The organism is Halorubrum distributum JCM 10118 (assembly GCF_000337335.1).
In the GTDB taxonomy this organism is placed as follows: Archaea; Halobacteriota; Halobacteria; order Halobacteriales; family Haloferacaceae; genus Halorubrum; species Halorubrum distributum.
In genome coordinates this window covers 38640-53238 of sequence record NZ_AOJN01000049.1, presented here as the reverse complement: position 1 = coordinate 53238, position 14599 = coordinate 38640, and the positions used below count along the sequence as shown (strand labels likewise).

Below are 14599 nucleotides of genomic sequence, written 5' to 3'. Positions count from 1 at the left end.
CGACCGGACCGTCACACCACGCCGATCGCGACGAACGCGACGAGCGTGAGCGCGAGCAGCACCACGACGTGTTTCACGCCGTCGCGCACCGACCCCTCTCCGAGCTGTCCGGCGACGAGGCCGGAGCAGACCGCCTGGATCGACGCGGCGTGGAAGAACAGTTGCTCGTAGGCGTCGACCTCGATGTCGCCGATCCCGTCCGCGATCCCCCCCGGCCCGTCGGGCACGCCGGTCCCCGCGTCCGGGAGGCTCCCGCCCGTCCCCGGGACGCCGGCCGCCTCGATGGCGGGGATGAACGACACCGACAGCGCCGCGATGATCCCGAGGAAGACGAGGAAGGAGATGTAGATGACGATGAGGTAGGTCAACATCACCTGCCGGCGCTCGCGCCGGAGCGACCACGTCGCCCGGGACTCGTCCGCGGCGATCCGGAGGACCGGCCCGACGTCGCCGCTCGCCCGGATCGCGTTGGTGACGAGCGCGACCGCGCGGGAGGTCATCGGCGACCGGACGCGGCGCTCCAGCCGGCGTAGCGCCGTCGAGACGTCCGCTCCCCAGTCGATGTCGCGGCGGGTCCGGCGGAGGTCCTCGGTCAGCGCCTCCAGGTTCGAGTCGGCGACGCGACGGACGCTGCCGACCACGGCGGTGCCCGCCTCGTTGACGCTGGCGAGCCGGTCGAGGAAGTCGGGCACCGCGGACTCGATGCGGCGGACCCGACGCTTGCCGAACTCGTAGGCGACCGCGTACGCCGCGAGGACGAACGCCGTCGCGGCGACGATCGGCCCGTCGACCTGGCCGACCATCTCCACGGGCGTCCCGAGCGTGATCGGGAACGCGAAGACGAGCAGCCCGGCGACCGCGACCGGGACCGCGACGAGGAGGACCGTCCGCGGCGAGGCCAGCACCGTCTCGGCCGGCGACGCGACCAGCCGCCGCACCCAGCGGAGGCGGTCGTAGACGCGGAGCCGCTCGCGGCTCTCCGCCCAGCGGTCCGCGCTGCTCCGGTCTGCGGATCTCCTGTCTGCCTCGCGGCCGGTCGCCGCGCCGCCGTCGAACCGCGGGGAGCCGCCCCGGTCGCCGGGCTCGTCCGTCGCGTGGCGCACGCCGGTGACCGAGGTGGTGTCCGGGTCATCGAGCGACGACGCCGCGACGGTCTCGGTGCCGCCGACGCCCTGCGTCACGCTGTCGACGTAGACGACGAAGCCGAAGGTGGCGAGCGGCACGCCGAGGTAGACGACGACGCGGAGGAGCGGGAGGGTGTCCTGTAAGACGAGGCCGATGACGACGAGGATGGTGATGAAGAAGAGCGGGCCGGCGACGAGCGCGGTCACGTACGCCTCGGCGAACGTCGAGAGCAGCTCGAGGTACTGCTCCTGTTTCGCCTCCGCCTCCGCCTGGTAGCGCTCGTACTGGTCGTTGAGGAACGTCGACACCGACTGCCCGGTGCTCAGGACGGAGGCGAGGTTCTCCGAGAAATCCGCCAGGTCTTCGCTGGGCGTCCGCCGCGAGATCCGCTGGAGCGCGGTGAGCGCGTCGGTGCCGAAGGCGTTCATGTCGCGGACCGCGACGGAAAGCTCCGTGGCGGCCTCGCCGTACACCGCCTCGTTCTCCGCGAGCGTGTCCATCACGCGCGGGAACGCCATCCCGGAGCGCGAGAGCGCGTACATGAACGCGACCGTCCGCGGCAGGGTGGCGTCGATCTCGGCCGCGCGGGCGTAGGCCCGCTGATCGAGCAGCCGCCAGCGAGCCACGTACGCGCCGAGCGCGAGCCCGGAGCCGACGGTCGCGGAGACGACCGCGAGCAGGACGAACAGCCTGCCGAGCCCGAGGTCGGCGAGCCGCGCGACGACGGCGACGAACTCGACGGAGGCCGGGAGCGCCTCGCGGATCGCCGCCTCGCCGACGTCGAGCGCGGCGAGCAATCCCCCGGCCGCGTACACGCCGATCACGCTGCCGGCGACGCCGAGGACAGCGGCGTACAGCAGCGTCCGGGAGGCGTACACGCGGTGGGTGGTGCCGGCGACGTGCGCCGCGCGCATCCGGTCGCGCTGGGCCTGCCGCCGCGCCTCGTCCTCGCCGACGTAGTCGCCGAACGCCGACAGCGCGACGCGGGTGACGAACAGGTCCGCGCGGTCGTCGACGAACGGCAGCGCGAGCGCGAGGCAGGCCGCGACCGCGACGGCGAGCGGGAGGTACTCGATCATCGGTCCGCGGCGTCTGGGTCGACGCCGTCGGCGGCCCCGGGACCGCGGTCGGCCCCGTCGCCCGCCGCGACCGCGTCGGTCTCGTCCGCGAGGTCGTCGGGATCGACGCCGTCGGCCGCGGCGGCGCGGTCGTCGAGCTTCTCCATCACGCGGTCGGCGTCCGCGTAGTACTCGTTGACGAGGGCGGTGAACGTGCGGTAGTCGTCGATGCCGAGCGCGGAGAGCAGTTCGATGAAGCGCTCGCGGCGCCGGACCTCGCGGAGCAGCTCGGACCGGGACCAGCCGCGCTCGTCGGCGATCTCCTCCAAAAGCGAGGAGTCGTTACGCCTGAAGCTGTCGGTGTCTGGCACCCACTCGAACGCGGAGGAGTAGTCGAGCTCGCCGGTGCGCTGGTCGATGCCGCCGATCTCGCCGATCGTCTTCGCGCGGCGGACCCGCTCGTCGTCCGAGCGCGTGAGCGTCTGGACCGAGAGCATGTCGAGCGACTGCACCATCGCGCGGGGGACGTTGATCGGCTCGTTCTCCAGCCGGTTGATCACCGTCTCGATCGAGTCCGCGTGCATCGTCGAGAAGGTGGTGTGGCCGGTGTTCATCGCCTGGAACAGGGTGATCGCCTCCTCGCCGCGCACCTCGCCCACGATGATGTACTCGGGGCGGTGGCGCAGCGCCGAGCGCAGCAGGTCGTACATGTCGATGTCCGTCCCCTCGTACCGGCGCTCGCGGGTGACCGCGGAGAGCCAGTTGTCGTGGTACAAGGAGAGCTCGCGGGTGTCCTCGATGGTGAGCACCTTCGCGCGCGGCGGGACGAACATCGACACCGCGTTCATCGAGGTGGTCTTCCCGGAGGCGGTGCCGCCAGCGAAGATGAGGCTCTTGTTGTGTTCGATACAGAGCCAGAAGTACGCCATCTGCTCGACGGAGAAGGTGCCGTACTCCACGAGGTCGACCGGGGTGAACGGGTCCTCCGCGTACTGGCGGATGGTGAACGCCGAGCCGCGCGGGGTCACCTCCTCGCCGAGCGCCAGCTCCGCGCGCGACCCGTCGGGGAGCGTCGTCTCGACGATGGGGTCGCCGACGGAGACGTGGCGGCCGGACTGCTGGGCGAGCCGGATCACGTAGCTGTCGAGCGCCTCCTGGCCGAACGAGACGTTCGTCTCGATGTCCGTGTACTGGTCGTGGTAGACGAAGATCGGGAGGTCGTAGCCGTCACAGGAGACGTCCTCGATGTGGCGGTCGTTCAGGAGGGGGTCGACCTTCCCGTAGCCGCGGAAGTCGCGGTAGAGGTAGTACGCGAGCGCGTGGAACGTGTCCATCCCGGCCTCGACGCCGTACCCCTCGAGCAGCGTCACCAGCTCCGTTTTGAGCGTCTCCTCGTCCGTCTTCCCAGTCCCCTCGCGATAGAGGAGCGGGTCGCGGATGTCGTCGACGATGCGGTCGAGGAGGCCTCGCTCGAACGCGTCGAGCTCGGGCTCGACCGCGTAGTACCGGTGCTCGCTCTCGACCTCGTCGTAGGTGATCACGACGTACGCGTACGGGGCGTTCACCCAGTACCGGTCGACCTCGCGCTCGTCCTCGGGAACGACGAACGACGCGAGCGGGCCGTCCTCGCCCGGGCTGAACGGGCGGACGTCGAGCGTCGATCCCTGGAGCAGCTCCCACGTACGCGAGAGGCGCCGCTGGAGGTCCTCGATCCGGTCGCCGAGGTCGCTCCCGCCGGCGTCACTCGCCATGGATACGAGGACGTAGTGGCGGGGGGAAGTTAAACTACCCCCGACGATTATCACGAGCGAGGCCGGGGACGCTCCAGGGCGGTGCCGACACAGTGCGGACGACCGGGGGCACCGTCGACGCGGCGCTGTCGGCTCCGCGGCCCCGATCCGCCCGTTACGTTGATACGGCCGGACCGCAAAGCGTTCGATAGGAAATGCGGCGTGACTACTTCGATCTGACCGTCGAGGGCGTCGGGGACGGCGCCGACTCCCGGTCCCCACCGCTGGTGCGGATCGACTTCCACGGGCCGGAGGAGCTGCTCCGCGAGCGGCTCTCCGGGGGCGAGAGCGACGGCGCCGACGACGGCGACCTGCTCGCGGCCGACCAGATCGACGTCGCCTTCCGGCTCCGCGAGCCGCTCGGCGAGGCGGACGACCCGGAGGGCGTCGTCGGCGTCACCAACCGGTACACCGGCGACTTCGTCCTCGAACTCAACGAGACGGCGACGGACGTCCTCCCGTTCATCCATGCCGCGCGCGACGCGACCGACGACGGCGACGCCCGGTACCGCGTCGAGATCGACGTCGACGGCGAGCGGCTGGTCGCCTATGACAAGGACACCTTCCTCGTGTACGACCACGAGGGGAACCTCCTCCGCAGCGAGAGCCTGATCCCCTCGGGCGTCGAGCTGTAGGCGCGACGGTTTTTCCGCGAGTCAGAGGCTGACGCTGTCCGGCACGAACCGCACCGAGTCCCCGGGCCGGAGGTCGAACGCGCCGTCGCCGCGGCCGTCGTTGACGTCGCACTCCGCGTAGCCGTGGCTCCCGACGGTGACGAGGCGCTCGCCGGGGTCGACGGCGCCGAACGTCTCCGCGACCGGCGTGAGGTCGCCGTCGACGCGGACCCAGTCGCGGCCGCGGACCAGTTCGCCGGGGACGTTGGTGATCACGTTGCCGAACCGGTCGATCGCGAGCACCTCGCCGTCGACGGCGATCACCTCGCCGTCTCCGCCCTCCTCGCCGTCTCCGCCCTCCTCGCTCCCCTCGGCGCGCTCGACCGTCGGCTCCGGGAAGCTGATGTCGACCGGGTCGCTCGCGGGCGTCAGGTCCTCCATCGCCGCGAGCGTCTCGGCGACCGCGTCGGCGTCGGGAGCGCCGTTCGGCGCCCCCGAGACCTCGTCGAGCGCCGCCCGGATCCGGGCCGCGGTCGGGGCGAACACGTCGCGGCCGTGGAACGTCTCGCTCGCGGGGTCGTCGACCGCGACGGTCCAGGCCTCGACGTCCGACTCGTCGGCCGCCAGCGCCCGGGCCGGCGGCATCGCGAGGCCGTTGTCGGGCGCGACGATGACGTGCGCGCCGGCGCGGACGACCAGGGCGTCGCGGTCGGTGCCGACGCCGGGGTCGACGACGGCGCAGTGGACCGCCGGCGGGAACTCGGGGAGAACGAACCGGAGCCAGAAAGCCGCCGCGCGGGGGTCCCCGCGCGGGAGGTCGTGCGCGACGTCGATCATCTCGGCGTCCGTGTGCCGGCGGATCACTCCCTTCATCGCGGCGGGGTACGGCGAGCCGAAGTCCGAGGTGAGCGTGATCATGTCAGAACCCGCGGTCGGCGCAGATTTAAAAGGAACGGGCGGCCGCGCCGCTCACTCGACAACCGCGGTGGCGCGTGCCTGCGAGCGGCCGGAGCGAAGCGGAGGCCGCGAGTCAGCACGCGCGAGGGAGTCGCGAACGCCCGTAGGGCGTGAGCGACGAGGCTGGGGAGGCGTGAGGCGCTGTGCGGTCGGGTGGACTCAAAGGGGCAGTCGCGAGGACGCCGTAGGCGACGCAAGGACCGCAGGGAGCGAGCGGAGCGAGCGACCGAGGACCACAGCGAGCGTACGGCATCCTCGCGACTGGGGCTTTGGCGGTGTTCTCCGCCGATCGACAGTCGTTCATTTATAAGCGAGCGGCTGGGGCTTCGGCGGTGTTCGCCGTTGACTCAGGAGCGGCCATTTATAAGCAAGCGGCTTGCGCGTTTGAGGCAGTCACCGCCCGGGCAACGATATATAAACAGCCGCCGGGTCGCATCGACGCGTCCGAAACGCGGTGAGCGACCTACTGATCCGAGGGCTCGTCGCCTAACGTGTCGGTCTCGGCGATCCGGCGGATGCGCTCGACGCCGTCGACCTCGCGGATCACGTCGACGACGGCGTCTGGGACGAGGTCCTCCCAGTCGCGGCCGCGGATCATCCGCTCCCGGAGCTCGGTGCCCTCCAGCACGTCGCGGCGGAACATCGGCGACTGGCGCACCTCGACCCCGGCCTCCTCGAAGAGGCGGACCACGAGCGGGTTGTTCGAGTACGCGACGTCGAACCGCGGGGTCATGCTCTGGACGTGGCTCACCCAGACGGAGTTCCGGTCGAGGTCCTCGATGGGGACGACGTAGGTGGTGGCGTCCAGCTTCTCGACCGCCTTGGTCACCATCATCACGCGCTCGCCGGCCGTGAAGGGGTTCCGCGTGGTGTGGGAGTCGCCGGCGGAGCCGATCCCCAAGACGAGCTCGTCGACCTCCGCCGCGATCTCTTCCACCATGTGCCGGTGGCCGTCGTGAAACGGCTGATACCGGCCGATGTAAAACCCCCGCATGAATCTACGTACCGTCGGCGTCATTTATAAACCCCGTGGGAACGGTCGCACGTCGAAATCGGGGGATATAAGCCTTCAAAACGGTGTTTGCTGCCCCCCAGCCGGTGCCTCCGGGGGGAGAAAGTATATCAGTAGCCGACCCGTCCTTTTGGATAGCGACACCCGATTCTATGAGCAACGAGAAGGACACGAACGACCCGACGGCCGACGACCCCGACGAACCGCCCCACGGCGGCGTCGACGACTCGAGTCCGGCGGGGAACGGCGAGGACGCCGAGCGAGGCGACCCCGAGCCCGACGACGGTCCGGCGAACGAGCCCGGCGTCGAGGAGGTCCCGGACTCCGACGGGGAGTCGACCGCGGACCCCGACGGCGAGGACGACCCCTGGGACGACGGGGTCGTCGTCGACGACGACGGGTTCGACGGGACCGACGTCGTCGGGGAGGGTCCCGACGGCGGCCGGAACGGCGACGCCGCCGAGCCGGCCGACGACGGCGACATCGACGAGCTCGGCAGCACCGTCGAGGTCGAGGGCGCCGAGATCGAGGAGGACCCGGACGAGGACGACCTCCTCGGCGGGCTCAAGATCGACACGACGGCCGAGATCGAGATCCCCGACCGGCTCGTCGACCAGGTCATCGGGCAGGAGCACGCCCGCGACGTGATCATCAAGGCGGCGAAGCAGCGCCGCCACGTGATGATGATCGGCTCGCCCGGGACCGGGAAGTCGATGCTCGCGAAGGCGATGTCCGAGCTCCTCCCCAAAGAGGAGCTCCAGGACGTCCTGGTGTATCACAACCCCGACGACGGCAACAAGCCGAAGGTGCGGACGGTGCCGGCCGGCAAGGGCGACCAGATCGTCGAGGCGCACCGCGAGGAGGCGCGCAAGCGCAACCAGATGCGGTCGCTGCTGATGTGGATCATCATCGCCGTTGTGCTGGGCTACGCGCTCATCATCGTCGGCCAGATCCTCGTCGGCATCATCGCGGCCGGCGTGGTGTACCTCGTCTTCCGCTACCTCAACCGCGGGTCGGACGCCATGATCCCGAACCTGCTGGTGAACAACGGCGACACGAAGACCGCGCCGTTCCGCGACGCGACCGGCGCGCACGCCGGCGCGCTGCTCGGCGACGTCCGGCACGACCCGTTCCAGTCCGGCGGGATGGAGACGCCCAGCCACGACCGCGTCGAGGCGGGCGCCATCCACAAGGCGAACAAGGGCGTGCTGTTCATCGACGAGATCAACACGCTCGACATTCGCAGCCAGCAGCACCTCATGACGGCGATCCAGGAGGGCGAGTTCTCGATCACGGGCCAGTCCGAGCGCTCCTCGGGCGCGATGGTCCAGACCGAGCCCGTCCCGACGGACTTCGTCATGATCGCGGCCGGGAACCTCGACGCGATGGAGAACATGCACCCGGCGCTGCGCAGCCGCATCAAGGGGTACGGCTACGAGGTGTACATGGAGGACACCATCGAGGACACCCCGGAGATGCGCCGCAAGTACGTGCGGTTCATCGCCCAGGAGGTCGCGAAGGACGGCCGCCTGCCGGAGTTCTCCGCCGAGGCCGTCGAGGAGATCATCCTCGAGGCCAAGCGGCGCTCCGGCCGGAAGGGCCACCTCACGCTGAAGATGCGGAACCTCGGCGGGATGGTCCGCGTCGCGGGCGACATCGCCCGGGGCGAGGACGCCGAGATGACGACCCGCGACCACGTGCTCCAGGCGAAGGGGCGCTCGCGGTCCATCGAACAGCAGCTCGCGGACGACTACATCGAGCGCCGGAAGGACTACGAGCTCCAGGTCTCCGACGGCTACGTCGTCGGCCGCGTCAACGGTCTCGCCGTGATGGGCGAGGACTCGGGGATCATGCTCCCGGTGATGGCCGAGGTGACGCCGACCCAGAGCGGCGGGCAGGTGATCGCCACCGGCCAGCTGAAGGAGATGGCCGAGGAGTCGGTCCAGAACGTCTCGGCGATCATCAAGAAGTTCTCCGACGAGAACATCTCCGAGAAGGACATCCACATCCAGTTCATCCAGACGGGCCAGCAGGGCGTCGACGGGGATAGCGCGTCCATCACGGTCGCGACCGCCGTCATCTCCGCCTTGGAGAACGTCGGCGTCGACCAGAGCCTCGCGATGACCGGCTCGCTGTCGGTCCGCGGCGACGTGCTCCCCGTCGGCGGGGTCACCCACAAGATCGAGGCGGCCGCGAAGGCCGGCTGCGACCGTGTGATCATCCCCGCGGCCAACGAGCAGGACGTGATGATCGAAGACGAGTACGAGGAGATGATCGAGGTCATCCCCGTCTCGCACATCAGCGAGGTCCTCGACATCGCCCTGGAGGGCGAAACCGAGAAGGACTCGCTCGTCTCCCGGCTGAAGTCGATCACGGGGTCGACGCTGAAGGACGGCAACGTCTCCGGGCCGTCGAACCCCAGCCCGCAGTAGGCGGTTCGGCGCTTCCCCCTCCGATTCTCCGCTCTCGCTCCGCCCCGCGAGCCGCCGCGCCGCGAGCGGGTCGCGGAGCCGGGGATCCCGGGCGTCTCCGATGCCCCCGATCGGCTCGGCGGCGATGAGATCACCGAGGGCGCCGTCGCTCGGAGCGGCGACGACGAGGAGCCGAACTCACGGCCCGCTTCGGGGCGGTTCGAAACGCGGTGCGCTTTTATAACGCCACATAATTCGGCGTGCCGCCCATTACGGGCGTGGTTTTAGGTACACCTAAATGACGGCCGCGCTGGTCGACGTTCCGCCGGACGAGTGGATCGAACTGGTCGACGTGCCGGACGACGAGTCGCGCGCTCGGTTGCTGCGGCTCGGCCTCCTCGACGGCCGCGTCGAGTGTCGCCGGCGGATCCGTAACGGGCCGGTCGTCGTGCGGCGTCGCGGGACGGAGGTGGCGCTGGGACGGTCGCTCGCTCGGGACATCACCGTCGAGCGAGCGGGACGCGACGGCGAACGCCGATGACGGCGAACGGCGAGGCGGCCGGCGGGCTCGGGACCGGCGACGGCGAGGCGCTCGTGGCGCTCGTGGGCGCCCCGAACGCGGGCAAGAGCGTGCTCTTCGGCAGGCTCACGGCCGAGTACGCCGACGTCTCGAACTACCCCGGAACAACGGTCGAGACGACCGCGGCGACCGTCGGTTCGACCCGCCTGACCGACACTCCCGGGGTCCACGGGATCTCGTCGTTCTCCGAGGAGGAGCGAGTCACCAAGGAGGCCGTCCTCGAGGCGGACGCGGTCGTCAACGTCGTCGACGCCACGAAGCTCGACCGGGACCTGTTCGTGACCCTACAGCTGCTGGACATGGGCGTTCCGACGGTCGTGGCGTTGAACATGATGGACGAACTCGAGGCCGACGGTGTCGACGTGGACGTCGACGCCTTGGAGGCGGCCCTCGGCGTCCCGGTCGTGCCGACCGTCGCCGTCACCGGATCCGGCGTCGACGAACTCAGGGACCGCCTCCCGGAGGCGTCCGCCCCCGCGTCGACGCCCGTCGACTCGTACTACGACGCGCTCCCCGACGCGGTCGAGGCAAGCCGGGCGGAGAAGACCCTCCTCGTCGAGGGCGACGAACCCACGGCTCGACGCGTGGCCGCCCGTGGCCTCGTGGCCGACGGGGGAGACGCGCCGCTCGCGGACGCCGGAGCGCGGGAAGCGGTGTACCGCGAGCGCCGGAGTCGGGTTCGGTCCATCGTCGAAGCGGTCGAACGGGAGGCCGGCCCCGGGCGGGCCGCCGAGCAGCGGCTCGGCGACCTGCTGATGCGGCCGATGACGGGAGTGCCGATCGCGATCGGACTCCTCGCGGCGGTCTTCTACGTCATGGGCGTGGTCGTCGCGCAGCGGGTCGTCGGCTACGCGGAGGGCGTGCTCTTCGACCGGTATTACAACCCCGCGGTCGAGGCGGTCGTCGCGGACCTGCTCCCGGGGGGCGAGTGGGCCGCGCCCGTCGAGTTCCTGCTCGTCAACGGCAACCTCGGACTGCTAACGATCACCGTCCAGTACGTTCTCGGCGTCCTGCTCCCGCTGGTGGTCGCGTTCTACCTCGCGATCGGGACGCTCGAGGACGCGGGCGTCCTGCCGCGACTGGCCGTCTTGACCGACAGGGGACTCAGCCGGATCGGCCTCAACGGCCGCGCGGTCGTTCCGCTCGTCGTCGGCGTGGGCTGCGTGACGATGGCGGTCATCTCGACCCGAATGGTGGGGTCGCGTCGGGAGCGACTCATCGCGACGGCGCTGCTGGGGCTTGCGATACCCTGCTCGGCGCAGATCGGCGTCATCACGGGGCTGCTCGCCGGGCTCGGACTCGCCTGGTGGGTCGGTTATCTGGCGGTGCTGCTCGGGGTCCTCGGGGTCGCCGGCGTCTTCCTCGACCGGACGCTCCCCGGCCGAGCGGAGCCGCTGATCGAGCAGCTGCCGCGACTGCGCGTCCCCCGCCCGGGCAACGTCGCACGGAAGACGGCGAACCGGAGCGCCGCGTTCCTCAGAGAGGCGGTCCCCCTGTTCGGGGCCACTGCGGCGGCGGTGTCGACGCTGGATTACGTCGGGGCGCTGGACGCGATCGTCAAGGGGGTCCGACCGCTGACCGCGGCGCTCGGCCTACCGCCGTCGTTCGGGCGGGTTCTCGTCTTGGGGCTGATCCGGCGCGACTTCGCCGCCGCCGGGATGACGGACATGGCGCTGTCGGCGTCCCAGACGTTCGTCGGACTGATCGTCGTCACGCTGTTCGTCCCCTGTATCCTCACGATGGCGATGATTCTCAGGGAGCGCGACGCGCGGAGCGCGCTCCTCGTGTGGGTCGGCTCCTGGGTCACGGCGTTCACCGTCGGCGGGGCCGTCGCGGCCGCGCTGGAGGTGATCGCGTGAACTGTCCGCGCTGCGAGTACGAGTTCGACCCGGCGAACGGGCTCTCGTGTCCGCGGTGTGGCGCCGCCGTGTCCTGTTCGGACGTCTCCTGTGCCGAGTGCGGCGCCTGTTCGCGGCCCTTCCATCGCCTTCGGCACGGGGTCGCCGAACGGCTGCGCGGCGGGAAGCGGCGCGACGACGGAGACGGTCGTGACGAGTCCGCGGAGGAGTCCTGACGGCCGCCGCGACGACGCCCGACGGACATCGCGACGGACGGGGCGCCGAGCCGGCGAACGGCGAGCGGACGCCGGGACCGGCGCGCGGCATATCCCGACGCGGACGGCCCCCCGCGTCAGCCGACCGCCTCCCCGCGTCAGCCGACCGCCTCCCCGCATCACCCGACCGACTCCCAGTTCCGGTACAGCGCCACGCCGAACGCGAGGACGATCCCCCCGACGCCGACCTGCCGACCGACCGTCCCGAAGTCACCGTCGAGGCCGGCGACAACCGCTCTGACGGCCATTATCGTGGTGACGAGCGCGACGAGCGCCAGCACGGCGTGCCGTGTCTCCATGGGCGACCGTAACCGCTTCGCCACCCAAAGAGGCGGGTTGGCGCAGGACAACCGCGGGGCGCCTCGTCGAGGGCTCGACGCCGGGAAACGGGGGGTCCGACCGGCGCTTGTCCTGTGCCAACTCCGGGGTTATGGACGAGGAGTACGCAGCGACAAACGAGGCGATCGACCGCGGCGCACGGCGGAGCGACCCTCCGAGGCAGCCACACACCACAATATGATCGACCCAGTACTCGCAAGCCGATTCCAGTTCGCCCTGACGACGATCGTTCACATCATCTTCCCGGTGATGAGCATGGGACTGGCTCCGTTCCTGATCTACTTCACGTGGAAGGACATCCGGGGCGGCGATCCGGTGTACGAGCAGTTGCGTCGGTTCTGGACCAAGATCTTCGCTATCTCGTTCGTCGTCGGGACGGTCACCGGCATCGTGCTCGAGTTCGAGTTCGGAACCAACTTCGCGGCGTTCTCGACGACCGCCGGCGAGCTGTTCGGCGGCCCGCTCGCCGTCGAGGGGATGATGGCGTTCATGCTGGAGGCGACGTTCCTCGGCATCTTCGTGTTCGGTCGCGAGCGCGTCTCCGACCGGCTCTACATGGTCTCAAGCCTCGCCGTCGGCGTCGGGACGTGGCTGTCCGCCGTCTGGATCCTCATCGCGAACTCGTGGATGCAGATGCCGCGCGGCTACGAGCTCGTCGCCGAGGACGGACAGGAGGTGGTCCACCTCGTCGACCCGGTCGCGGCGTACCTGACCCCGCGGTTCGGGTACATGTACGTCCACATGCAAAACGCCGCCGTCGAGTCGGTGGCGCTGTTCATGGCCGGCGTCTCCGCGTACTACGTCTACCGACACCACGTCTGGGGACACCAGACGGAGAACATCGCCTTCTGGCAGAAGACGCTCAAGATCGCGCTGGTCGCGCTGCTCATCACGGCCCCGCTACAGGTGCTCCAAGGCGACCTGTACGCGCGGCACGTCTACGAGACGCAACCGCAGAAGTTCGCCGCCATGGAAGCGGTCTGGGACACCGAGGCGTACGTCCCGGAGTACATCTTCGCGATTCCAACTGACCTGAGCCAGTTCACCGACCCCCGCGCGAAGGAGCTGTTCGGCATCGGCATCCCGGGCGGGGCGTCGTGGCTCGCCAGCGGAGGCGACGCGACCGCGGAGATCCGCGGACTGAACACGTTCGACACGGAGGCGCCGCCGGTCGCCGTCGTGTTCTGGTCGTTCCGCGCGATGGTCGGGATGGGCTTTTGGTTCATCCTGCTCGCGTTCTGGGGCGGCTACCGGTGGTACACGGGCGAGCTGTTCGAGGACGGGCTGCTCCACAAGGCGCTGATGGCGTCCGGCCTGCTCGGGATCGCCGCGGTCGAGCTCGGGTGGGTCGTCACGGAGGTCGGTCGTCAGCCCTGGGTGATCCAGGGCGTGTTGAAGACGAGCGAGGGGGTCTCTCCCGGCCTCACCGGGACGGAAGCGATGGTCACGCTCGCCGGGTTCGTCGGCGTCTACGCCGGCATCCTCGCGCTGTACACGTACGTCGTCGCGCGGGTGATCCGGGAGGGGCCCCCGAGCGTGCCCGGACCGCGTCCCCGCGCCGAGCGCGACACCGGGCCCGCGGAGGTGCCCGGCGATGACTAGCGCCGTCGACGCGCTCGCGGCGGGGCCGGTGTTCGGCCTGCCGCTCCCGGAGCTGTGGTTCGCGCTGGTGTTCGCGATCCTCGGAACGTTCCTGTTCCTCGACGGCTTCGACTTCGGCGCCGGCGCGATCTTCGCGACGCTTCGCGAAGACGCGGCGCGCGAGGCGGTGCTGTCGGCTATCGGGCCGTTCTGGGACGGGAACGAGGTGTGGCTCGTCGTCTTCGGCGGCGCGCTGTTCGCCGCCTTCCCGTCGGTGTACGCGGGGCTGTTCAGCAGACACTACCTGCTGATGTTCGGCATCCTCGGCGCCCTCATCCTCCGGGGACTGGCGCCGGAGATGTACGAACAGCGCCGCGACGAGCGCTGGCAGCGGTGGTGGGGGCGGTCGTTCGTCGCCGGCAGCGTCCTCGCGCCGTTCCTCCTCGGCGCGTTCGCGGGCAACTGGCTCGTCGGGACTCCCCGGTCGCTCACGCTCGTCGGCGTCGTTACGGGCGTCACAGTCACGGCGCTGACCGTCGTTTCCGGCGCCGCGTTCCTCCGGCTGAAAGCCCGGGACGCGCTTCCCGAAACGGTGACTCAGATCGGAGTCGGGGCGGTCGCGGCGTACCTCCTCGCCGTCGTCGCGACCCTCGGCGTCCTGGCGACCCGACTCCCGGCCGGCGTCGACGCGCTCCTGTCGCTCCCGGTGCTCGCGCTGGTCGCCGCCTCCGTCGCGCTCGGCGTCGGCTACGCCGTCGCGCTTCGACGCGGGGCGAACGTCGCCGCGCTCGCGGCGGCCGCGGGACTGACGTACGGGCTGACCGCGGTCGTCGCGGTCCTCATGTACCCGCGCATCGACCCGGCGACCGGGGCGACGGTGAGTGACGCCGTCGTCTCGACGTTACCGCTAAACCTCATGTCGATCGGCGCGGCGCTGCTGTTGCCGCTGATCGCCACGTACTTCGCCGTCCTGTACTCGGCGTTCAGCGGCCCGATATCGGCCGAGGAGGCGTACTGAG

12 protein-coding genes are annotated in these 14599 nt (G+C 70.3%); 7 read left to right on the top strand and 5 right to left on the bottom strand.

Going from position 1 to position 14599, the window contains the following annotated elements:
- Positions 1-11: 11 nt before the first annotated feature.
- A complete protein-coding gene (locus tag C466_RS09185; protein WP_004599769.1) occupies positions 12-2204 on the bottom strand; it encodes a type II secretion system F family protein in 2193 nt (730 codons plus the stop codon).
- Positions 2201-3934 carry a type II/IV secretion system ATPase subunit gene (locus C466_RS09180; protein ID WP_004598255.1) on the bottom strand — a complete coding sequence of 578 codons (1734 nt, stop codon included), beginning with the start codon at positions 3932-3934 and terminating at the stop codon, positions 2201-2203. Before C466_RS09180 ends, C466_RS09185 begins: the two co-directional genes overlap by 4 nt.
- A 194-nt stretch (positions 3935-4128) precedes the next feature.
- On the opposite strand from C466_RS09180, the gene C466_RS09175 reads away from it, so the two are divergent.
- Positions 4129-4608 (top strand): DUF5793 family protein, encoded by a 480-nt coding sequence (locus C466_RS09175; protein ID WP_004598256.1) that lies wholly within the window; start codon positions 4129-4131, stop codon positions 4606-4608.
- A gap of 21 nt (positions 4609-4629) precedes the next feature.
- Here the strand turns inward: C466_RS09175 and C466_RS09170 are convergent, their stop codons facing one another.
- Both C466_RS09170 and C466_RS09165 read right to left on the bottom strand, forming a co-directional pair.
- Entirely contained in the window at positions 4630-5505 is an 876-nt protein-coding gene (locus C466_RS09170) for an SAM hydrolase/SAM-dependent halogenase family protein (protein ID WP_004598257.1), read from the bottom strand.
- 502 nt (positions 5506-6007) lie between these two features.
- Complete coding sequence (locus tag C466_RS09165; protein WP_008365526.1) at positions 6008-6538, bottom strand: nicotinamide-nucleotide adenylyltransferase; 531 nt, start codon at positions 6536-6538, stop codon at positions 6008-6010.
- A gap of 170 nt (positions 6539-6708) precedes the next feature.
- On the opposite strand from C466_RS09165, the gene lonB reads away from it, so the two are divergent.
- The 4 genes from lonB to C466_RS09145 all read left to right on the top strand — a co-directional run bounded on the left by lonB (position 6709) and on the right by C466_RS09145 (position 11621).
- The gene (lonB, locus tag C466_RS09160) at positions 6709-8988 is read left to right on the top strand and encodes an ATP-dependent protease LonB (RefSeq protein WP_004598259.1); all 2280 of its coding nucleotides are present in this window, start codon (positions 6709-6711) and stop codon (positions 8986-8988) included.
- A gap of 277 nt (positions 8989-9265) precedes the next feature.
- The gene (locus C466_RS09155; RefSeq protein WP_004598260.1) at positions 9266-9508 is read left to right on the top strand and encodes a FeoA domain-containing protein; all 243 of its coding nucleotides are present in this window, start codon (positions 9266-9268) and stop codon (positions 9506-9508) included.
- Positions 9505-11406 (top strand): ferrous iron transport protein B, encoded by a 1902-nt coding sequence (feoB, locus tag C466_RS09150; protein WP_004598261.1) that lies wholly within the window; start codon positions 9505-9507, stop codon positions 11404-11406. Before C466_RS09155 ends, feoB begins: the two co-directional genes overlap by 4 nt.
- Complete coding sequence (locus C466_RS09145; RefSeq protein WP_004598262.1) at positions 11403-11621, top strand: hypothetical protein; 219 nt, start codon at positions 11403-11405, stop codon at positions 11619-11621. The genes feoB and C466_RS09145 overlap by 4 nt, the downstream gene beginning before the upstream one ends.
- A gap of 158 nt (positions 11622-11779) precedes the next feature.
- On the opposite strand, the gene C466_RS09140 is transcribed toward C466_RS09145, so the two are convergent.
- Positions 11780-11959, bottom strand: a complete 180-nt coding sequence (locus C466_RS09140) for a hypothetical protein (protein WP_049897574.1) — start codon at positions 11957-11959, stop codon at positions 11780-11782.
- 217 nt (positions 11960-12176) lie between these two features.
- On the opposite strand from C466_RS09140, the gene C466_RS09135 reads away from it, so the two are divergent.
- Positions 12177-13601: a cytochrome ubiquinol oxidase subunit I gene (locus C466_RS09135; protein WP_004598263.1), complete on the top strand. Its 1425-nt coding sequence runs from the start codon at positions 12177-12179 to the stop codon at positions 13599-13601.
- The gene (locus C466_RS09130) at positions 13594-14598 is read left to right on the top strand and encodes a cytochrome d ubiquinol oxidase subunit II (RefSeq protein WP_004598264.1); all 1005 of its coding nucleotides are present in this window, start codon (positions 13594-13596) and stop codon (positions 14596-14598) included. The genes C466_RS09135 and C466_RS09130 overlap by 8 nt, the downstream gene beginning before the upstream one ends.
- The last annotated feature ends 1 nt before the right edge of the window (position 14599 follow it).